Origin of the sequence: Streptomyces swartbergensis (assembly GCF_002148965.1) — a bacterium.
GTDB classification, from domain to species: domain Bacteria; phylum Actinomycetota; class Actinomycetes; order Streptomycetales; family Streptomycetaceae; genus Streptomyces; species Streptomyces swartbergensis.
This window is the reverse complement of record NZ_NGFN01000124.1, coordinates 1-21,939: the sequence shown is the minus strand read 5'-3', so window position 1 is coordinate 21,939 and position 21,939 is coordinate 1. Positions and strand designations below refer to the sequence as shown.

13 protein-coding genes are annotated in these 21,939 nt (G+C 71.2%); 11 read left to right on the top strand and 2 right to left on the bottom strand.

Annotated features, from left to right (window positions below; genetic code table 11):
* The first annotated feature begins 100 nt into the window (after positions 1–100).
* Together CA983_RS20710 and CA983_RS20705 are read left to right on the top strand one after the other, a co-directional pair.
* Positions 101–1,987, top strand: coding sequence for an ABC transporter ATP-binding protein (locus CA983_RS20710; protein ID WP_086602398.1), 1,887 nt, complete (start codon positions 101–103; stop codon positions 1,985–1,987).
* 110 nt (positions 1,988–2,097) lie between these two features.
* Positions 2,098–2,589 (top strand): hypothetical protein, encoded by a 492-nt coding sequence (locus CA983_RS20705; RefSeq protein WP_086602397.1) that lies wholly within the window; start codon positions 2,098–2,100, stop codon positions 2,587–2,589.
* 2 nt (positions 2,590–2,591) lie between these two features.
* On the opposite strand, the gene CA983_RS20700 is transcribed toward CA983_RS20705, so the two are convergent.
* The gene (locus tag CA983_RS20700) at positions 2,592–3,575 is read right to left on the bottom strand and encodes a Bug family tripartite tricarboxylate transporter substrate binding protein (protein ID WP_086602396.1); all 984 of its coding nucleotides are present in this window, start codon (positions 3,573–3,575) and stop codon (positions 2,592–2,594) included.
* 97 nt (positions 3,576–3,672) lie between these two features.
* On the opposite strand from CA983_RS20700, the gene CA983_RS20695 reads away from it, so the two are divergent.
* Positions 3,673–5,301, top strand: a complete 1,629-nt coding sequence (locus tag CA983_RS20695) for a sensor histidine kinase (RefSeq protein WP_086602395.1) — start codon at positions 3,673–3,675, stop codon at positions 5,299–5,301.
* Between the two features lie 122 nt (positions 5,302–5,423).
* Entirely contained in the window at positions 5,424–6,143 is a 720-nt protein-coding gene (locus CA983_RS20690; RefSeq protein ID WP_208637000.1) for a response regulator, read from the top strand.
* 448 nt (positions 6,144–6,591) lie between these two features.
* Here CA983_RS20690 and CA983_RS20680 read toward each other — a convergent pair whose 3' ends face one another.
* Positions 6,592–7,539 carry a methionyl-tRNA formyltransferase gene (locus tag CA983_RS20680; protein ID WP_086602393.1) on the bottom strand — a complete coding sequence of 316 codons (948 nt, stop codon included), beginning with the start codon at positions 7,537–7,539 and terminating at the stop codon, positions 6,592–6,594.
* Positions 7,540–7,802: 263 nt separating this feature from the next.
* Between CA983_RS20680 and CA983_RS20675 the strand changes: the two genes are divergently transcribed.
* From CA983_RS20675 to CA983_RS20645, 7 genes are all read left to right on the top strand, one after another.
* On the top strand, positions 7,803–9,158 hold the full coding sequence (locus tag CA983_RS20675) for a lysine N(6)-hydroxylase/L-ornithine N(5)-oxygenase family protein (RefSeq protein WP_086602392.1): 1,356 nt from the start codon (positions 7,803–7,805) through the stop codon (positions 9,156–9,158).
* Between the two features lie 94 nt (positions 9,159–9,252).
* Positions 9,253–10,311: a FecCD family ABC transporter permease gene (locus tag CA983_RS20670; RefSeq protein ID WP_086602391.1), complete on the top strand. Its 1,059-nt coding sequence runs from the start codon at positions 9,253–9,255 to the stop codon at positions 10,309–10,311.
* The gene (locus tag CA983_RS20665; protein ID WP_086602390.1) at positions 10,308–11,369 is read left to right on the top strand and encodes a FecCD family ABC transporter permease; all 1,062 of its coding nucleotides are present in this window, start codon (positions 10,308–10,310) and stop codon (positions 11,367–11,369) included. Before CA983_RS20670 ends, CA983_RS20665 begins: the two co-directional genes overlap by 4 nt.
* Before the next feature lie 38 nt (positions 11,370–11,407).
* A complete protein-coding gene (locus CA983_RS20660) occupies positions 11,408–12,247 on the top strand; it encodes an ABC transporter ATP-binding protein (protein WP_086602389.1) in 840 nt (279 codons plus the stop codon).
* A 114-nt stretch (positions 12,248–12,361) separates the two neighbouring features.
* Positions 12,362–13,420 (top strand): iron-siderophore ABC transporter substrate-binding protein, encoded by a 1,059-nt coding sequence (locus CA983_RS20655; protein WP_086602388.1) that lies wholly within the window; start codon positions 12,362–12,364, stop codon positions 13,418–13,420.
* Positions 13,421–13,466: 46 nt separating this feature from the next.
* Positions 13,467–15,254, top strand: coding sequence for an ABC transporter ATP-binding protein (locus tag CA983_RS20650; RefSeq protein ID WP_086602387.1), 1,788 nt, complete (start codon positions 13,467–13,469; stop codon positions 15,252–15,254).
* Between the two features lie 58 nt (positions 15,255–15,312).
* On the top strand, positions 15,313–21,939 hold a 6,627-nt coding region (locus CA983_RS20645), incomplete at its 3' end, for a non-ribosomal peptide synthetase (protein WP_143645520.1).

The following is a 21,939-nucleotide window of genomic DNA, read 5'->3' as shown; positions in this document are numbered from 1 at the left end:
CGGTGAGAGGGGGTTCGGGCCGATTGTGCGGGATGTCGGGGCGATGTGCGAGCGCCTTGACCTCAAGATTGCTTGAGGTTCTACGTTCTCTCCCATGAGTATGGAGACCACAGCGTGGACACAACTGCACAGCGTCATGAACGCCCAGGAGGAGCGCCGCCCCTTAGCCCTCGCCACCCTGCGCCGCATCGGCGCCTTCGCCCGCCCGCACCGGCGCCGCATCGCCCTCTTCGTCCTGCTCGGCGTGGGGACCGCCCTGCTCGCCGTGGCGACCCCCGTCCTGGCCGGAAGTGTCGTCGACGCGATCGTCTCGGACGGCACCGAGAGCACCGTCGTACGCCTGTCCCTGCTCATCGCGCTGATCGCGGTGGCGGAGGCGGCGCTCGGCATCCTCGGCCGGAGGCTGTCGGCGACCCTGGGCGAGCACCTCATCCTCGATCTGCGGACCGCCGTCTTCGACCATGTGCAGCGCATGCCGGTGGCGTTCTTCACACGCACTCGTACGGGCGCCCTCGTCTCCCGACTCAACAACGACGTCATCGGCGCCCAGCGCGCGTTCAGCAACACCCTGTCCGGAGTGGTCAGCAACCTCGTCACGCTGCTGCTCACGCTCGCCGTGATGCTCACGCTGTCCTGGCAGATCACCCTGCTCGCGCTGGTGCTGCTGCCGGTGTTCGTGATCCCGGCCCGGCGCATGGGCAGCCGCATGGCGCGCATGCAGCGGGAGGCCGCGACGCTGAACGCGGCGATGGGCACCCGCATGACCGAGCGCTTCTCCGCACCCGGCGCCACCCTGATCAAGCTCTTCGGGCGCCCGGAGGAGGAGTCGGCGCAGTTCGCCGAACGCGCCCGCCGCGTCGCGGACATCGGCGTCCGGACGGCGACCGCGCAGGCCGCGTTCATCACCGCCCTCACCCTGGTCTCCGCCCTCGCCCTGGCCCTGGTCTACGGCCTCGGCGGCGCCCTCGCCCTGCGCGGCACGCTGGAACCCGGCGCGGTCGTGTCGCTGGCGCTGCTCCTGACCCGGCTGTACGCGCCGCTGACCGCGCTGGCCGGGGCGCGGGTCGAGGTGATGAGCGCTCTGGTCAGTTTCGAGCGGGTCTTCGAGGTGCTCGACCTGAAGCCGCTCATCGAGGAGAAGCCGGACGCGCGCCGGGTGCCCGACGGGCCCGTCGCGGTCGAGTTCGACCAGGTCCGCTTCGGCTACCCCGCCGCCGACAAGGTCTCCCTGGCCTCCCTGGAGGAGGTCGCCACGCTCGACAAGCGGGGCGGTGACGGGGTCCTGCACGGCATCTCCTTCCGCGCCGAACCGGGGCAGACCGTGGCGCTCGTCGGCTCCTCCGGCGCGGGCAAGTCGACCGTCGCACAACTGCTGCCGCGCCTGTACGACGTCGACGAGGGCGCCGTACGCGTCGGCGGAGTCGACGTCCGCGACCTGAGCGCGCGCTCCCTGCGGGAGACCCTCGGCATGGTCACCCAGGACGGGCACCTCTTCCACGACACCGTCCGCGCCAACCTCCTCCTGGCCCGCCCCGCGGCCACGGAGAGCGACCTGTGGGACGCCCTGCGCCGGGCCCGCCTCGACGACCTCGTACGGTCGCTGCCCGACGGTCTCGACACGGTGGTCGGCGAACGCGGCTACCGCCTCTCGGGCGGGGAGCGCCAGCGCATGACCATCGCCCGGCTGCTGCTGGCCCGGCAGCGCGTCGTCATCCTCGACGAGGCCACCGCCCACCTCGACAACACCTCCGAGGCCGCCGTCCAGGAGGCACTCGCCGAAGCCCTCGAAGGCAGGACGGCGGTCGTGATCGCCCACCGGCTCTCCACGGTCCGGACAGCCGACCAGATCCTGGTCGTCGAGGCCGGACGGATCGTGGAACGCGGCACGCACGAGGAACTCCTGGCGGCGGGGCAGCGGTACGCGGAGCTGTACCGGACCCAGTTCGGCGGGACGCAGAGCCCGGTCGTGGACGGGGCGGCCGTGTAGCGCGCCGACGCCCCGGCCTGTGTGAACGGCTCCGGGTGCGCATCCGTACCCCTGACGAGTACTCCTGCCTGCCCGCGAGGGCAGGACGGTTTCACACCCGGAGAAACGACGTGTCCCAGCAACAACCGCACGCACGATCCCACCGCCGGCCCCTGTCCCGCGCCCGCCGGCTGCGCGCCGCCGCGCTGGTCGTGCTCCCCCTGGTCGCCGCCTGCGGCGGCGGTGACGACAAGCCGGCCGCCGACGGCAGGACGGCGACGCCGAGCGGGTCCGCCGCTCCCGCCGCCGGAGTCGTCGCGCCGGCGAAGGTGGAGGTGATCGCCGGCCTCACCGGCTGCAAGGTGAAGATCCGCACCGAGGCGGACGAGCTGCGCGAGGGCGTGTGCCACACGCAGAAGGGTGACTACCTCATCACCACCTTCCCCGAGGAGAAGCTCAAGGAGACCTGGCTGGAGTCGGCGAGCGTCTACGGGGGCACGTACCTCGTCGGCATGCGCTGGGTGGTCAGCGCCAAGCCGGAGCTGCTCGAACCCCTCCGGGCCAAACTGGGCGGCACGGTCCGGGAGTTGCAGGGCATCGGCCCCAGCGCGAACGCCTCCTGACGTCACCGCTGTCCGAGCCGGCGGACGAGACCGGCGACCTGTTCGTCCTGCCGGGCCAGGTAGGACTCGAAGGCACGGCCGGTGGCGAACACGTCTCTCCAGCCGTGCCGGCGCAGCTCGGCCCGCCACTGGCGGGAGTCGTGGAGCTCGGTCAGCGCCGCCACCCAGCGCCGCCGGTCGGTGTCGCTGATGCCGGGCGGGGCCACGATGCCCCGCCAGTTGTGGAAGACCAGGTCGATCCCCGAGGACTTCAGGGTCGGGACACCAGGCAGCACACCGACCGGCCGCTCGCCGGTGACGGCCAGGACCCGCAGCCGGCCGGCGCGGATCTGGTCGAGGAACTCGCCGAACCCGCTGGTGGCCACGTCGACCCTGCCGTCCAGCAATGCGGGCAGCAGCTCACCGCCCCCACCGTCGTACGGCACGTACGCGACCCTCCTCGGGTCGACGCCTACCGTCTGCGCCAGCCACATCGGCAGCAGATGGTCGGGGCCGCCGGCCGAGGACCCGCCGCCCACCCTGAGGCTCCCGGGGTCCTCGCGCCAGGCGTCCACCAGCGCGCCGATCGTCCGGTACGGCGAGTCCTGCCGGACGACGATCGCGCCGGCCTCCTCGACGAGGCGTGCGATCGGCGTGGTCTCGGTGACAGTCACCTTCGAACCCGCCGCGTGCGACGCGCCCACGACTCCGAGGCCCATCTGGAGGGCGAGATCGCCGTTGCCCCGCTCGTCGGCGAGGCGCTTCAGGCCCACCGTGCCGCCGGCGCCGGGCAGATTGAACACCTGCACGTCCGAGGCGATCCCGGCCTCCTCCATGACCCGGGCCGCGGTACGGGCCGTGGTGTCGTAGCCGCCGCCAGGGGTGTTGGGCACCATGAGCCGCAGGTCCCGCGCGGGCCCGTCGCCCGGCCACCCACCGCACGCGCCGGCCGCCAGCAGGGCCAGAGCCGAGAAGGCACCGAGCACAGCGCGTGCGGGACGACTCATGACACCTCACTTCCGGTTTTCCCTGGCCGGCGTCATGATTGTGCGACTCGGCACACGAGCCGCCCCACCTGTGTCGGCATTGAAGATTGAGTTCATTGTGGTCGCCACCTTTCGTCGCCACTCGCTCGCGGGCGAGATGCTGGTACTCCAGCTCGCCATCGTCGTGGTGGTGCTGCTGGCGGTCGCCGCGGTCTCGCTCGCCCAGTCGCAGGCCACCTTCAACCGCGTCGAGGGACGCCGGGTGAGCGCGCTGGCCGAACAGCTGGCCGCCAACCCCCTGGTACGCAGCCAGCTGGTGCGTCCCGCGCCCGGCGAGACCCTCGCCCCGCTGGTGCTCGCCACCCAGGCGCAGTCCGGAGTGACCTCGGTGACGGTGGCCGACGCCTCCGGCCGGATCGTCAGCTCCACCAATCCCACGGTGATCGGCGAGCGGCTGCCCCAAGGACATGCCACCGACCGGGCGCGGGGCTGGTCGGGGCCGCTGACGCTGGACGGCAACCGCGAGCTGGCCGCCCGGGTCCCCGTCCTCGGGGCGACGGAGGAGAACCTCGGCCGGATCCTCGGCACGGTGATGATCGGCGAGGCCGATCCGACCGTCTGGCAGCGGCTCAGCGGCGCCTCCTCCTATCTGCTCGCCTATCTGGGCATCGCCAGCGGGCTCGGCGTGGCCGGCTCCTGGCTGCTCGCGCGGCGGGTGAAGCGGCAGACCCTCGGGCTGGAGCCGGGGGAGATCGCGGGACTCGCCGAGCACCGGGAGGCGATGCTGTACGGCATCGCCGAGGGTGTGGTCGCCCTGGACCCGCAGCACCGGCTCACCCTCGTCAACGACATGGGCCGCCGCCTGCTCGACCTGCCCGAGGACTGCGTCGGCCAGAGCCTGGACGGCCTGGGCATCGACGGACGGCTGCGGGACGTGCTGGCCGGCACCACCGCCGGCAGACGGGACGAGGTCGTCGTCCGCCACGGCCGGGTCCTGGTGATGAACCGGATGACCGTCACCAAAGACGGCCGGTCCCTCGGCTCGGTCACCACGCTGCGCGACCGTACCGAACTGGCCCGGCTGGAGCGGGAGATCGGCTCCTTCCGCAGCTCCTCGGAGCTGCTGCGGGCGCAGGCGCACGAGTTCGCCAACCAACTGCACACGATCTCCGGGCTGATCCAGATCGGCGAGCAGGACGAAGTCGTGCGCTACATCCGTGCGTTGAACCAGCACCGCCAGTCCCTGGACGTCACCCTCAGCCGCCGCGTCCGTGACACGGCGGTGGCCGCACTGCTGATGGCGAAGGCGTCCCTCGCGGCCGAACGGAAGGTCAGCCTGCGCATCTCGGACGACACCGCGCTGGAGCGGCTGGCCCCGGAGGACGCCGCCGACGTGGCGACCGTGGTGGGCAATCTCGTGGACAACGCCGTCGACGCCGCGGCGCACGACGGGGAGCGGTGGGTCGAGGTGGCGCTGCGGCAGGACGCCTCCAGCGTGGAGATCGTGGTCCGCGACTCGGGGCCGGGCGTGGCTCCGGAACTGGCCCGCGAGGTGTTCTCCCACGGCTTCACCACCAAGGCCGCGCGGGAGGGCGAGCGCGGCATCGGACTGGCCCTGACCAAGCTGGTCTGCGAACGGCACGGGGGAGAGATCTCGGTGGCCAACACCCCCGACGGGGCCGTGTTCACCGCACGCATGACCGTCAGCCACCTCGCCGAAGCGGTGGCGGAAGGAGTGGCCCCATGAGCGGAACGCACGACATGACCGGTACACGCGACATGACCGGTACACGCGACATGACCGGTACACGCGACATGACCGGTACACGCGACATGACCGGTACACGCGACATGACTGGCACGCGCGACATGACCGGCGGGCGCGACACGACCGGAACACGCGACAAGGCGGACACCATCGACGTTCTCGTGGTCGACGACGATTTCATGGTGGCCCGGGTCCACCGCGCGTTCGTCGAACGCGTCGAGCCGTTCCGCGTGGTCGGCGTGGCCCACACCGGCGGACAGGCGGTCGAGGCCGTGGACGAACTGCGCCCCGACCTCGTCCTGCTCGACCTGTATCTCCCCGACCTGTTCGGCCTGGACGTCATCCCCCGGCTGCGCACCGCCGGCCACGACTGCGACGTCATGGTCATCAGCGCCGCGCAGGAGGCCGAGGCGGTCCGCGGCGCCGTCCGGCAGGGGGTCGTCGACTACCTCCTGAAACCGTTCGACTTCGAGGATCTGCGCCCCCGCCTGGAGCGCTACGCCGCCCAGCGGGGCCGGCTGCTCACGACGGTGGTACGAGGCCAGGCCGACATCGACCGGGTCCTGGCCGGAACGGGCGTCCCCGCACCGGCCCCCGCGCTGCCCAAGGGCATGAGCGTGGAGACCGCCGCACTCGTCGAGCGGGCCCTGCGCGCGGCGGACGGCACCCTGTCCGCCTCCGAGTGCGCCGCGGTGACCGGCGTGTCCCGCGTGAGCGCACGCCGCTACCTGGAGTACTTCCACGGCACCGGCAGCGCGGAGGTGTCCCTGCGCTACGGCGTCGCCGGCCGGCCCGAACGGCGGTACTCCTGGCGGGCGTGATCCCCGGCTACGGCGGGCCGTCGCCCCGCGGAGGGCCGGGCGCCGGCAAGGGGGAAGGCGCGGGGGCCGGGACGGAGGCCGTCGCGGCGGAACCGCCTCGGGCCCCCGGCGTCGAGGCGCCCGGCTTCTCCGTCGTGTCCTCCGAGATCGTCACGGTGTACAGGCCAGGGCTCTGGTCACGCCACTGCCCGGATTCCGTTCCGATGGCCGTCGCGGCGGTCAGGGGGAGCACCACGGCTCCGGTGAGCGCCAGGACCCAGCCGAGGACGGGGCTCAGGAGCGCGCCGGCAGTCCGGTGGTACGTGTCGTGGTAGGCCAACTGTCGTCCCGGTGGTTCGACTTGACGTCATGTACTGCCCCCATGGGCCCTCACTGTCGCAGCCGCCGCCGGCAAAGGGAATCTTGAAACTTAAAGCCCCACGCGTTGCACAGAAGTTTCACAGTGGCGTCAGGGCTGGTTGGTCAGGTAGCCGCCCATGGCGGTGAAGTACTCGGTCGCGGGCAACTCCCGGCCGTCCTCGGTGCGTACGCGCGTGATGGCCAGACCGTGATTGCGGCCGGTGCGGGCGTCGGCTCCGGCCACGATCACCACGCCCTCGCCCTCGCGGTAGAAGATGCGGCCGGGTGTGCCGCCGTACCGCCCCTCCGAGACGACGGCGGCCAGGACCTCCAGTCGCTTGCCCTTGTGGAAGGTGAAGGCGCTGGGGTACGGCTCGGACTGGGCGCGGACCAGGCGCTCCAGGTCCTCGGCCGGCCAGGTCCAGTCGATGCGGCTGTCCTCGATGGACCGCTTGTGGAAGAAGCTGGCCTGGGAGCGGTCCTGCCGGGTGAACTCCGTCTGCCCGGAGGCGATGAGGTCGAGCGCGCCGATGGTGACCGGGGCGATGAGGTCGACGGTCTTGTGGAACAGGTCGGTCGCCGTGTCCGTCGGCCCGACCGCCACCGCCTCCTGCCGCACGATGTCGCCGGCGTCCAGTTCGTCGTTCATCATGTGCGCGGTGACGCCCACTTCGGGCTCGCCGTTGATCAGCGCCCAGATCAGCGGGGAGAAGCCGGCGTACTTCGGCAGCAGCGAGTCGTGCACGTTCAGCGTGCCGTGGCGCGGCAGGTCGAAGATGCGCGGCGGGATCCAGGTGCGCCAGTTGTTGGCCACGATGATGTCCGGGGCGGCCTCCTTGAGGCGCTCGAACAGCTCGTCGTCGTCAGGGCGGTTGCGGATCACGACCGGTACGCCGTTCTCCTCGGCGAGGTCGGCGACCGAGTCGCTCCAGATCTTCTCGTACGCGTGCTCGCTCTTGGGGTGCGTCACGACCAGGACCACGTCGTGTTCGGAGTCCAGGAGGGCTTGCAGGGTGCGGTGCCCCCAGGTCTGGTAACCGAACATGACGACCCGCATGGGGTTCCTCCTCGAAGCAGGGAATGGCCGTGGCCAGTAAAGCAAGGCTTACCTAAGTGGTCAACGGGGCCAGTTCGTGCGTGTGTTGACGACTCGCCTGCTCCGGCGTGTCCGTTTTGTCTATGGACAGCTCCACGGGCTGAGCTTAGCCTTACCTAAGTTTTGGGTGGTGCCTCTTCGGCGTGCCCGACTTCCGTACTTCCCGATGCTCGACCGACGGCTGCCTGACCGGAAGGGCCGCCGCACCGCACGATGGGAGTGACATGGCACAGGCTCGTCCTGGCGACGCCCCTTTGATCCACGACCTCATAGGCATCGGCTTCGGGCCGTCCAACGTGGCCATGGCGATCGCGCTCAGCGAGCACAACGCAGGCGCCGGTGGGGAGGGAGCGGTCTCCGCTCACTTCTTCGAGCAGCAGCCGCGCTTCGGCTGGCACCGAGGCATGCTCATCGACGACGCGACCATGCAGGTGTCCTTCCTCAAGGACCTGGTGACGCTCCGGAACCCCGCCAGCGAGTACAGCTTCCTGTGCTACCTCAAGAGCAAGGGACGGCTGATCGACTTCATCAACCACAAGAACCTCTTCCCACTGCGGGTGGAGTTCCACGACTACTTCGAGTGGGCCGCGAGCCAGGTCGACGACATGGTCTCCTACGGCCACGAGGTCGTCGGCGTCATGCCCGTCGTGCGCGACGGCGTCGTGGAGTACCTGGACGTGACGGTCCGTTCGGGCGAGGGCCTCGAGGTCCACCGGGCCCGCAACCTCGTCCTCGGCACCGGCCTGCGCCCCCTCATGCCGGAGGGCGTGGAGCGCAGCGACCGCGTCTGGCACAACTCCGAACTGCTGGGCAGGGTCGACGCGTTGGAGGGCACCTCGCCCTCCCGGTTCGTCGTCGTGGGCGCCGGGCAGAGCGCCGCCGAGAACGTCGCCTACCTGCACCGCCGCTTCCCCGAGGCCGAGGTCTGCGCCGTCTTCTCCCGCTACGGCTACAGCCCCGCCGACGACAGCGCCTTCGCCAACCGGATCTTCGACCCCGAGGCCGTCGACGAGTTCTTCGCGGCGCCGAAGGACGTCAAACGCCGCCTGATGGACTACCACGGCAACACCAACTACTCCGTGGTGGACATCGACCTGATCGACGACCTGTACCGGCAGATGTACCAGGAGAAGGTCCTCGGCACCGAGCGCCTGCGCTTCCTCAACGTCTCCCGGCTCACCGGTGTCACGGAGACGCCGGACAAGGCCACGGCCGCCGTCATGTCCCTCGTCACCGGCGAGGAGACCCTCCTGGACGCCGACGTCGTGGTGTTCGCCACCGGCTACAGCCCCGCCGATCCCGTCGGTCTGCTCGGCGAGGTGGCCGACCGCTGCCTCCGTGACGACGAGGGCCGCGTCCGCGTCGAGCGCGACTACCGCATCGCGACGGAGCCCGGCCTGCACTGCGGCATCTACCTCCAGGGCGGCACCGAGCACACGCACGGCATCACCTCGTCCCTGCTGTCCAACACCGCCATCAGGGTCGGCGAGATCCTCGACTCGCTCCTCGACCGGGGCCGCAAGTCCGCCTCCGACGAGGTCCGGACGGTCGCCGACGGAACCGGCAGCCCGGCCCGTTAGTCCACCGGGTTCCGCCGGCACATCACCGCGCCTCGCCAGGTGGGCCCACCCGGCGGGCGCGGCGGCACTGATCAAAGGGATAACGTACGTCGACATGGGCACGATCGCAGTGGAGCGCCCCGCGTCCGAGGTCACAACTCAGGCCCGTCGGCGGCGAGTTGTGGGCCTGGGCGCGCTGGTGCTGATTCTCGTGGCAGCGGGGGCGGTGTCGTTGGCCGTCGGGGCGCGCGCGTTGAGCCCCGGCGAGGTGTGGCACGGGCTGTTCGCGGCACCGGAGTCCGATCAGCGGCTCACCGAGATCAGGCTCATCGTGGAGACCGTGCGGGTGCCCCGGACGGTGCTCGCGATCGTGGCGGGCGTCGCCCTCGGGGTCGGCGGGGCGCTGATCCAGGGGCACACGCGCAACCCGATCGCCGACACCGGCCTGCTGGGCGTGAACTCCGGCGCCTCGTTCGCCGTCGTGACGGTGATCGCCGTGTTCGGGCTCTCCGACCCGTTCCAGTACATCTGGTTCGCGTTCCTGGGGGCGGCGGTCGCCGGTGTCGTGGTGTTCGGCCTGGCGAGCATCGGCCGCGGTGCCGGGAACCCGCTGACGCTCGCGCTGGCCGGGCAGGGAGTCACGGTGTTCCTCGCGGCGATGACCGTGGCGATCGCGCTGTCGGACCAGAAGTCGCTGAACGCGCTGCGCTTCTGGAACGCGGGCTCCGTGGCCGGCGTCGGATTCGGCGTCATCTGGCCGGTGACCGGATTCATCGCGGCCGGACTGGTGCTGGCACTGATCACGCTGCCGGCCCTCAACCTGCTCAACCTGGGTGACGACGTGGCGCGCGGGCTCGGGGTGAACATCGCGCTGAGCCGGACCATCGGCATCACCGCCATCACCCTGCTGGCGGGCGCCGCGACGGCCGCGTGCGGGCCCATCGCGTTCCTCGGGCTCATGGTGGCCCACGTGGCCCGGTACCTGACCGGGCCCGACTACCGCTGGCTGGTGCCGTACGCGGGACTGCTCGGCGCGATCGTGCTCCTGGTCAGCGACATCGTGGGCCGCCTGGTGGTGCGGCCGAGCGAGCTGGACGCGGGTGTCGTCGTCGCACTGCTGGGCGCCCCGTTCTTCGCGGCTCTGGTGTGGCGCGGAAAGTTCAAGAACGCATGAACAGGACAGACGTGAAGCCGTCGGTGACGCCGGGCGTGCGGCTCGGCCAGGTGTCGTTCGTGTGGCGGCCGTGGATCGTGTCCGTCTCGCTGCTGCTCGCGGCGGCGACGTTCCTGGTGTTCTGCCTGTCCATCGGCGTTGGGGACTTCCCCATCGGGCTGCCCCAGGTGATCGCCACGATCGTCGGCCGGGGTGAGCAGGTCGACGAGTTCGTGATCATGGATCTGCGGATGCCGCGGGCCCTGGCCGGGGTCGTCGTGGGCATCGCGCTCGGGGTGTCCGGGGCGCTCACGCAGTCCATCGCCCGCAATCCGCTGGCCAGTCCGGACGTCCTGGGCATCACCAACGGCGCCGGCGCGGTCGCGGTGTTCCTGGTGACGGTGTCGGGCGGGACGTCCGCTGCGATCGTCGACTCCGTGGGTCTGTCGGCGGCGGCGCTGATGGGCGGTCTCGGCACGGGCCTGCTGGTGTACTTCCTCGCCTGGCGGCGCGGCATCGACGGCCTCCGGCTCATCCTCATCGGCATCTCGGTGAGTGCCGTGATGGAGGCCCTCACGACCTGGCTGCTGGTCACGGCCGACATCAGGGACGTGGCCCAGGCCCAGGCCTGGCTGGTCGGCTCGCTCGACGACCGGTCGTGGGACGAGGTCCAGGTGGCCGTCTGGGGCGCACTCGTCCTGCTGGTCGTCGTGACAACAGCCGCGTTCCAGTTCAAACCGATGCACCTCGGTGACGACGTCGCCGCGGGCCTGGGGGTCCGTCACTCGGCCGTGCGGGCGGTCCTCCTCCTGTGCGCCGTGCTGCTGGCCGGCGTGGCGGTGAGCGCGGCGGGCCCGGTCCCGTTCGTGGCGCTGGTGGCCCCGCAGGTGGCGATGCGCCTGGCGCGGTGCCCGACACCGCCCCTGGTGGCCTCCGCGCTGGTCGGTGCCCTGCTGCTGACCGGCTCGGACCTGGTCGCCCGCACCGCACTGCCCGTCAGTCTCCCGGTCGGCGTGGTCACCGCGGCGATCGGCGGCCCCTTCCTCGTCTATCTGCTGGTACGGGCGAACCGCAGATAGCTGGTACAAAGTCAGGCGAGCCTAAGTAAGGGGGCCTTGTGGTCACTCAGTCCGTCACCGGGGTCGAGTCCGAGTCCGATCACGCCTCACGGCTGGCAGCCAGGGGCGTCACGGTCGGATACGGCGCCCGGACCGTCATCGACGATCTCGACGTGGCGATACCCCCCGGGGTGATCACCACCATCATCGGCCCCAACGGCTGTGGAAAATCGACCCTGTTGCGGACCTTGTCCCGGCTGCTCAAGCCGTCGAAGGGGACGGTCGTGCTGGACGGTGACGACATCGCCCGGCTCAGGACCAGGGACGTGGCGAGGAAACTCGGCCTGCTGCCGCAGGCGCCGGTCGCGCCGGAGGGTCTGACGGTGGCCGATCTGGTCGCCAGGGGCCGCCATCCGCACCAGAGCTGGCTGCGGCAGTGGTCCTCGGACGACGCCGACGTGGTGGAACGCGCGCTGGCCATGACCGGGGTGTCCGACCTGGCCGACCGCCCGGTCGACGCGCTGTCCGGCGGGCAGCGGCAGCGCGTCTGGATCTCGATGACCCTGGCCCAGGGCACCGATCTGCTGCTGCTGGACGAGCCGACCACCTATCTCGACCTGGCGCACGCGATGGACGTGCTCGATCTGGTCGACGATCTGCACGAGTCGGGATGCACCGTGGTGATGGTGCTGCACGACCTCAATCTGGCCGCGCGCTACAGCGACAACCTCATCGTGATGCGGGAGGGGTCGATCCTGGCCCAGGGGCACCCCCGTGACGTGCTGACCGCCGAACTGCTGCAGGAGGCGTTCGGGCTGAACGCCAAGGTCATCGACGACCCGGTGGGCGACCGGCCGCTCATCGTCCCGATCGGTCGCACGCATGTCCAACTCGACTAGTTCGCCATAAAGTTACGCAAGTAAGGCTAGGCTTGCCTTACCGCCTTGCGATACGGTTTGCCTGCCCTTACCCGGGGGCGTAGTGGACAGTGCGAACAGCAAGGGGATTGACGGATGCTCCTCCACAGAACGACGCGCAGGACGCCATGGCGGCGGGTCGCGGCACTCCTCTCCGCCGCGACGCTCGGCGTCGGCCTCCTCACGGGGTGCGGTTCCGAATCGGACTCGGCGGACAAGGGCAGCGACAACACCTCGACCGCCGCGGCCGGCGCCTTCCCGGTCACCGTGGAGCACGCGTTCGGCACCACGAAGGTCACCGAGGCCCCGAAGCGGGTCGTCACCGTCGGCTACACCGACGACCAGACCGTCCTGGCGTTCGGCATCAAGCCGGTCGGCATGACCGACCAGTACCCGAACCCGGCGGGCCAGAGCCCCGACATCAACACCCAGTGGCCCTGGGTGAAGGACAAGTGGGGCGACACCAAGCCCGAGGTCATCATGAAGAACGGTGACTCCGGCCCCAACTACGAGAAGATCGCCGCCCTGCGCCCGGACCTGATCGTCGCGGTCTACTCCGAGATCGACCAGGCCGGCTACGACAAGCTCTCCAAGATCGCGCCTACGGTGGCCCGCACCAAGGCCGAGAAGGAGCCGTTCAGCGCCCCCTGGCAGGACAACGCCCTGCACATCGCCAAGGCACTCGGCAAGGCCGAGGAGGGCGAGAAGATGGTGCAGGACATCCAGGGCAAGCTCGACGCGGCCAAGAAGGCGAACCCCGAACTCGCGGAGCAGACCGCCGTCGTCCTGTCCTGGTACGAGAACTCGGTGGCGCCGTTCACCTCCACCGACGTGCGCGGCCGGCTCGTGACGGGCATCGGCTTCAAGTACCAGACCGAGATCGACAAGGTCGCCGACGGCAGCTTCTACACCAAGCTCTCGCCCGAGCGCGTCGACCTGGTCGACGTCGACCGCATCTTCGTGATCAACGACAAGGCCGACACGGCGGCCCTGAAGAAGTTCAAGCTGTTCGCCAACCTGGACGCCGTGAAGAAGGGCAACGTGTCCTACCTGCTGGACAGCGAGGGCCCGGCGGTCGGCGCGGCCATCTCCCAGGGCACCCTGCTGTCCATGCCGTACGCCGTCGACGAACTCGTGAAGTCGGTGGCCGAGTAGCGATGCCGGTCACCAAGTCCTGTCCCCTGCCCGCCCGGGTCGCGGTGTGAGTGCGACCGCCACCCGCCCCGCCCCGGCGACGCTGCACACGGCGACCGGGCGCGAGGCCTCCCGATGGGTCGCGGCGCACTGCCGCGAGGTGCCCTGGCTGTCGGCGGCCACCGTGCTCACCACGGTGGCCGGCGCGGCGCTCCAGGTGCTCCCGGTCCTGCTGCTCGGCCGGGTGGTCGACGGCGTGGTGGAGGGTGAGTCGCGCTCGGTCCTGGTCACCATCGGGGTGCTGATCGGGGCCGCCGCGCTGCTCGGCGCGGCGGCCACCGCGGTGTCGACCTACCTCATCGGCCGGCTGGGCGCCGACCTGCTCGCGCGGCTGCGGGAAGGGGCCGTCCGGGCGGTGCTGGGGATGCCGAGCGCCCGCATCGAACAGGTCGGCCGGGGAGACGTGCTCTCCAGGGTCGGCGACGACGTGGCCGTCATCTCCAAGGGCATCCGTACGGCCATTCCCACGGTGTTCTCGGCCGGAGTGCTGGTCACCATCGCCACGTTCGGCATGTTCGGGCTGGACTGGCGGCTCGGACTGGCGGGCGCCGGCGCGCTGCCCGCGTACGCGCTCGCCCTGCGCTGGTACCTCCCGCGCTCCGCCCCGCTCTACCGGAAGCAGCGGGTGGCCCAGGCCGACCGCGCCCAGGCGTTGATCAGCGGTCTGAACGGGATCGACACGGTCCGGGCGTACCGCCTGGAGGGTGCCTTCCGCGAGAAGGTCACCAGCGAGTCCTGGCGGGTGCGCGATCTCGGTATCGAGGTGTTCCGGTTCTTCGGCCGGTTCGTCGGCCGGGAGAACCGCGCCGAGTTCATCGGGCTGGTCCTGATCATCGTGGTGGGGTACGCCCTGCTGGAGGCCGACGCCGCCAGCCTGGGCGAGGTGTCGGCGGCCCCGCTGCTGTTCCACCGGCTGTTCGGCCCGCTGGGTCTCATCATGTTCACCTTCGACGAGGCGCAGAAGTCGGGCGCGAGCCTGACCCGCCTGGTCGGTGTGCTGGGGGAGGCCGGTGAGGGCCGGCTGGTGGGTGACCCGGCCGTCGCGCCGGCGGACGCCGAGCCGTTGCCGGTGACGGTGCGCGGGCTGACGTTCCGTTACCCCGGCGCCGAGGAACCGGTGCTGAGGGGCGTGGATCTGACGATCCCGGCCGGGGGGTCGCTCGCGCTGGTGGGTGCGACGGGTGCGGGCAAGACGACCCTGGCCGCGCTGATCGCGGGCATCGGGACGCCCGAGGCCGGGTCGGTGCACATCGGCGCGACCGACCTGGCAGGTCTGGACGAGGCCGGGGCGCGGGCCCTGGTGAGCATCCTGACGCAGGAGACGCACGTGTTCTCCGGCCCGCTCGCCGACGACCTGCGGCTGTCCGCGCCGGGGGCGACCGACGCCGAACTGACGGACGCGCTGCGCACGGTCGGCGCCGACGCCTGGGTCCAGGCGCTGCCCGACGGGCTGAACACCACGGTCGGCGAGGGCGGTGAGCGTCTGGACGTCACCAAGGTCGCCCAGATCGCCCTGGCCCGGCTGGTGCTGGCGCGCTCGCCCGTGGTGGTGCTCGACGAGTCCACCGCGGAGGCCGGCAGCGAGGGTGCCGCCGAGCTGGAGCGCGCGGTCGTGGCCGCGTGCGCGGGCCGGACCACCCTGTTCGTGGCGCACCGGCTGACGCAGGCGATGGCGGCGGACCGGATCGCCGTGCTGGACGCGGGCCGCGTCGTCGAGCAGGGCACGCACGACGAGTTGGTGGCTCTGGGCGGCCGGTACGCGCGACTGTGGCAGGCATGGCGCGAGGGTAGTTAGGCAAGCCTAAGTTAGGCTGGGCTTACTTTGGTTTCCTTGAAAGGGTGCTGAGTCTTCGATGATGGAACCGAGCGCTCGTCTCGTACGGCTTTCTCCCGCACGCCTGGCCGACGTACGCCGCCGGACCGGCGACTACTCCGACAGGACCATCACCGAAGCCTGCGCCATCGGGCTGTCGTACTGGACGACGGGCCGGAGCCCCGACGGCATCGACCTCACCCCCGGCACCCTGTTCGCCGACGTCCTCGGATGGGTCGACAACGGCGGGGCCGGGCCCGGTGGCTGGGAGGTCGGCGCGGACGGCCACAGCATCACCGTCCCCGACGGTGTCGCACCTGCCGAAGCGCAGCTCGCGCTGGACGACCTGGCCGACTTCCCGGACCGGCCCCTCGGCACCATCGGCCCGTCCAGCGTGGCCGCGAGACTCGAACTCCTGGCCCGCTGGAACGACACCCAGGCCGACCGCATCCGCCCGACCATCGTCGAGATGTTCCGCGAGCAGGCACGGACCAGGCCGGACGCCGTCGCCATCGTCGACGAGCACCGCTCACTGACCTACCGTCAGGCAGCCGAGCTGTCCAGCCAATTGGCCCACCACCTGATCGAACGCGGCCTCGGCCACGAACAGGTCGTCGGCATCTCACTGGCCCGCTCCGTCGACATGGTCATCGGGCTGCTCGCCGTGCTCGAGGCGGGGTGCGCGTTCGTGCCGCTCGATCCGCAGTGGCCCGCCGCGCGCCGGGCCGTCGTCATCGAGGACGCCCGGGTCGTCGTACAGCTCAACGACTCGGGCGAGCACGACCCGGCCGAACCGCCGGCCGTGGCCGTCGACCTCGACGACTGGCGCCACGGTTCCCACCCCACCGAGGGGACCGGCGTCACCGTCCACGGCGACGCCCTGGCATACGTGATCTTCACGTCCGGCTCGACCGGACGCCCCAAGGGCGCCATGATCCGGCACGAGGCGATCAGCGAGCGCCTGCTGTGGCAGGTGAACGAGATCCTCGGCTTCGGCCACGACGACGCCTCGCTGTTCAAGGCGCCGCTGTCCTTCGACATCTCCATCAACGAGATATTCCTGCCGCTGGTGTCCGGCGCCCGCCTGGTGGTGCTGCGGCCCGGCGGCGAACGTGACCCGCACCACCTGCTCAGCGTGATCGCCGAACAGCGCGTCACCTTCACGTATTTGGTGTCGTCCATGCTGGACGTCCTGCTGGAGATCGCCGGCGACTCCGGCCGCCTGGACAGCCTCAGGCACGTGTGGTGCGGCGGCGAGGTGCTGACCCCGGAGCTGTACGAGCGGTTCCGCACCAAGCTCGACATCCCCATGTACCACGGCTACGGCCCCGCCGAGACGACCATCGGCGTCTCGCACGTCATCTACCGGGGAGCGGCGGAACGCCTGTCGACCTCCATCGGCAAGGCCAACCCCAACACCCAGCTGTACGTCCTGGACGAGGAACTGCGCCCGGTCCCCGTCGGCGTCGGCGGCGAACTGTACGTGGGCGGCTTCCTCCTGGGGCGCGGCTACGTCAACGCGCCCGGCCTGACGGCCTCCCGGTTCGTCGCCAACCCCTTCGCCAACGACGGCTCCCGCCTCTACCGCACCGGTGACCTCGCCCGGTTCGCCCCGGACGGCTCCCTGGACTTCCTCGGTCGCGCCGACAACCAGATCAAGATCCGCGGCATGCGGCTGGAGATCGAGGACGTCGAGGCCGGCCTCGCCGAGCACCCCGGCGTACGGCACACCTGCGTCGTTGCACGGAAGAACGCGGCGGGCGGCACCTACCTGGTGGGCTACGTCATCCCGGCCGCCGGCAGCGAGGACCTGCGGGCGGACGAGGTCAAGGCCTGGGCCGCCGAGCACATGGTCGAGTACATGGTGCCCGCCCACATCGTCGTGATGACTCAGTTCCCGCTCACCGCCAACGGCAAGCTCGACCGCAACGCCCTGCCGGAGCCCACGATCGGCACGGGCACTCTCGTAAGGCCCACCACCGACGACGAGCGCGCGGTCTGCGCGGCGGTCGCGGCGGTGCTGCGGCTCGAAGAGGTCGGCGTCGACCAGGACTTCTTCCAGCTCGGCGGCGACAGCATCCTGGCGATCTCGCTGCTGACCGCGCTGCGCGACGCGGGCCTCTACGTCACGGCACGGCAGATCTTCACCCACAGCACCGTGGGGGCCCTGGCCGCGGTCGCGAGCCGGGAAGACGTCTCCACCGTCGACCACCGCGATGTCGCGACCGGGTCCGTCGTGGGATCGCCCATCGTGCAGTGGCTCGGCGAGACCACCGACGCGATCGACGGCTTCGTGCAGTCCGTCGTGCTGAACACCCCGCCGGACCTGACCGCCGGCGCTCTCGACGAGGTCCTCACCGCCCTCGTCCGCAGGCACGACATGCTGCGCGCCAGGCTGGTGCGCGGAAACCGCTGGAGCTTCGACATCCCGGAGCCCGACCAGGCCGTCGCCGGATGGCAGGAGAGCGACCTGCCGCTCGACGCGTGCGTCGCACTCGCCACCGACGCCCTGGACCCCGACAACGGGGTGATGCTGCGAGCCGTCTGGCGCCGCGAGGCACGGCAGCTGGTCCTGGTCGCCCATCACGTGGTGATCGACGGCGTGTCCTGGCGGATCCTGATGGACGACCTGGCCACGGCCTGGCGGCAGTTCACCTCGGGCACCCCCATCGAGCTGCCCCCGGTGGGCACGTCCTTCCGGCGCTGGACGCAACTGCTGGAGCGCGCGGCGTTCGACGCGGACAGCTCCTCCTACCGGCGCCCCCTGCCGGGCGAGGACCAACCGGTGGGCAGGCGCGCGCTGTCCGAAGCCGACACCGTCGCCACGGAGCGACTGCGGACCGTCTCGGCCGGCCCGGAGGTCACGTCCGCGCTGCTGGGCGACATCCCCGCGAAGTTCCACGCGGGCGTCAACGACGTCCTGCTGACCGGGCTCGCCGTCGCGCTCGCCCGGTGGCGCCGCGACCTGGGACAGGACCAGACCTTCGCGCACATCGAACTGGAGGGCCACGGCCGCGAAGGGCAGTTCGTGGCGCCCTCCGCCGGCTTCGAGCCCGAACTGTCGCGGACCGTGGGCTGGTTCACCACCCTCTTCCCGGTGACCGTCGACCCCGGCCCCGTGGCCGACTTCACCGCACCCGACTACCTGACCGCCGCCCTCAAGGCCGTCAAGGAAGACCTCGCCCGGGTGCCGGACAACGGCGTCTCCTACGGTGCCCTGCGGTACCTGACCGACACCGAGTTCGACGCCCCCGCACCGCAGGTGCTCTTCAACTACCTGGGCCGCTTCGCCGCCGGCGAGCCCGGAAACTGGCAACTCGCCCACACCACCGGCCAGTTGGGCGAGAGGCGCGACCCGCGCATGCGGCTGCCGCGCGCCCTGGAGTTCAACGCGATCGCCGAACCGGCCCCGACCGGCGACTACGACCTGGTCACCACCATCTCCTGGCCCGACGGCATGTTCACCGACGAGGACATCGCGACCATCGGCGAGTACTTCCGCAGCGCCCTTGCCGGACTGGCCGCACTCGACCCGCAGGGCGGCCACTCGCCCAGCGACTTCCCCCTGGTGCCGCTGACCCAGGCCGACGTCGACGCCCTGGACGGCCCGGCGCTGCGGGACATCCTGCCGCTGACGCCGCTGCAGGAGGGCCTGTACTTCCACTCCGTCTTCGACGACGACTCGGCCGGCGCCTACGTCGAACAGCAACTGCTCACCCTGGACGGCGAGGTGGACGCCGACCGGCTCGCGGCGGCGGCCACCCGGCTGCTCACGCTCTACCCGAACCTGGCCGCCCGTTTCGTGGCCCTCGCCGACGGCCGCGTGGTCTCCGCACTGGAGAGCGGCGTCGAGGCGCCCTTCACTACCCTGGACCACCCCGGCATCACCGACGCCGAGCTGCGCGACCTGGCCGAGCGGGACCGCCGCGCCGGATTCGACCTGGCGACCGGCCCGTTGATGCGCTACACCCTCGTCCGCGGCGGCCCGGGCCGGAACGTCCTCGTACAGACCGTGCACCACATCATCGCCGACGGCTGGTCGGTGCCGCCGATGCTCCGCGCACTGCTCGCCGAGTACCACGCGCCGGGCACCGTCTACCCGATCGGCGGCTTCTCCGACTATGTACGCTGGCTCGCCGGACGCGACGCCGACGAGAGCGACCGGGTGTGGCGCGAGCAGCTCGCGGACCTGCCCGGCCCGTCGCTGGTCGCCGAGGGACACACCCCGTCCGACCGGTTCGCCGACACCGCCCTGCGGCCGGAGCACGACATCGACGCGGCCGCACGGTCGGCCGGCGTGCCGCTGAGCGTGGCCGTGCACAGCGCCTGGGCGGTGACACTGGGCGGCATCCTGCGCGGCAGGGACGTGGTGTTCGGCTCCACGGTCTCCGGACGCGACGCGGACGTGCCCGGCATCGAGGACATGGTGGGTCTGTTCATCAACACGATCCCCGTACGCGCCCGTTGGACCGGCACCACCACCGCGCGGGACCTCCTCGCCTCGGTGCGGGAACACCAGGGCGCCGTCCTGCCGCACCAGCACGTCTCACTGGCCAGGATCGGCCGCCAGGCCGACGCCGGCTCCCTGTTCGACACCCTGGTGGTGTTCGACGTCACGACCGATGTGGACGCGCTGCGGCGGCCCGACGACACGCTGGTCGTCACCGACCTCGTCAACGAGGGCGCACCGCACTACCCGTTGACCCTGGTCGTGGAACGCGCACTCGACGGCCGTCCGCGCTTCAACCTGATCTACGACGGCGAGCTGCTGCGGGAGAGTACCGCCCAGTCGATCCTGCGCACGTTCACCTCGGCCCTCACCACCCTGCTCACCCGACCGGACACCCTGGTCGACGACGTGGCGTCCGAGGGCGACCGGCGTCCCGCGCGCATCTCGCCGACGACCCTGGGCGGCCTCTTCGACGCCGCCGCGCGGCGCGACCCGGCCGCCACCGCTGTCACTCAGTGCGGCCTCGACGGCGGTACCCGGTCCCTGACGTACGGCGAATTGGCGGAGGCCAAGAACGAGTTGGCCTCGGTTCTGCGCGCCGCAGGTGTCGGCCCCGGCGGACGGGTCGCCGTCGCCGTCCCGCGGTCCGTCGAGCAGGTCGTCGCCCTGGTCGCGATCGTCGGCGCGGGCGGCGCCTACGTACCGCTGGACCTGGCGTACCCGGACGAACGGCTGGAGTACATCCTCGCCGACGCCGCCCCGCAGGTCGTCCTCGTGGACCGCGAACAGCGCGACCGCTTCACGGAACTCCTGGCCCGTACGGGCCTGCGGGCCCGCGTACTCGTCCAGGGCGAGGAGCTGCCCCAGGCCACGACCGAGCCGGGCCCCGGGGCCAGTTGGCACGACCCCGCGTATGTGATCTACACGTCCGGATCGACCGGCCGGCCCAAGGGCGTCGTCGTCCCGCACTCCAGTGTGGTGACGCTGCTCGCCAACACCCAGCCGGACATGGACTTCGGCCCGCACGACGTCTGGGTCCAGTTCCACTCCTTCTCCTTCGACTTCGCGGTCTGGGAGCTGTGGGGCGCGCTGGCGTACGGCGGTGAGCTGCTGGTGCCGGAGTACGGACTGACCCGCTCCCCGGTGGACTTCCACCGGCTGGTCCGCGAGCGCGGGGTGACCGTGCTCAACCAGACGCCGTCCGCCTTCTATCAGTTCATCGAGGCCGACCGGCACGCCGGCGAGCCGCTGCCCGCCCTGCGCCGCGTCATCTTCGGCGGCGAGGCGCTGGACCTCGGGCGGCTGCGCGGCTGGGTCGAGCGGCACGGCACCGGCTCGCCCGAGCTGGTCAACATGTACGGCATCACCGAAACCACCGTCCACGTCACCCACCGCGTGCTGACCGAGGAGGACTTCGGCCCCGGCGACGACGTCAGCCCGATCGGCGGCCCTATACCCGGCCTGGTCACCTACCTCCTCGACGACCGGCTCCGGCCGGTCCCGCCGGGCCGGGTGGGCGCCATCTACGTCGCCGGCGACCAGGTGTCGCTCGGCTACCTGGGCAGGCCCGGGCTCACCGCGGGCCGCTTCGTGGCGAACCCGTTCGCGGGGGACGGCTCCCGCATGTACCACACGGGCGACCTGGCCCGCCGCACCCTCGACGGCGAGCTGGAGTTCGCCGGCCGCGCCGACGACCAGGTCCAGCTGAAGGGCTTCCGCATCGAGTTGGGCGAGGTGGAGGCCGCCATCCGGGAACTCGACGGCGTGATCGACGTGGCCGTGACGGTGGCGGACAGCGGGGATCACCTGGTGGCGCACGTGGTGGGCCGGGCGCCGGGGGACTTCGCCGAGCGCCTGGCAGCGAAGCTGCCCGGGCACATGGTGCCGGGACGGGTGCTCACGATCGACGCCCTGCCGCTGACGGTGAACGGCAAGCTGGATCGAAAGGCGCTGGTGGAACGCGCCCAAAGGGGCGCGGGGAACTGCGCGACCAGCCACGACGCACCCGCGGACGAGAACTCAGCTGTAGCCGCACTCGTCGACATCTTCACCCAGACACTGCCCGGCGCGGCCGTGGACGCAGACACCGACTTCTTCCACGCCGGAGGCGACAGCATCATCGCCATCACGGTCGTGAACAAGGCCAGGACGCTCGGCCTGCCCATAGCCCCCCGGGACGTGTTCCTGCACAAGACCCCCCGCGCCCTCGCCGAACAC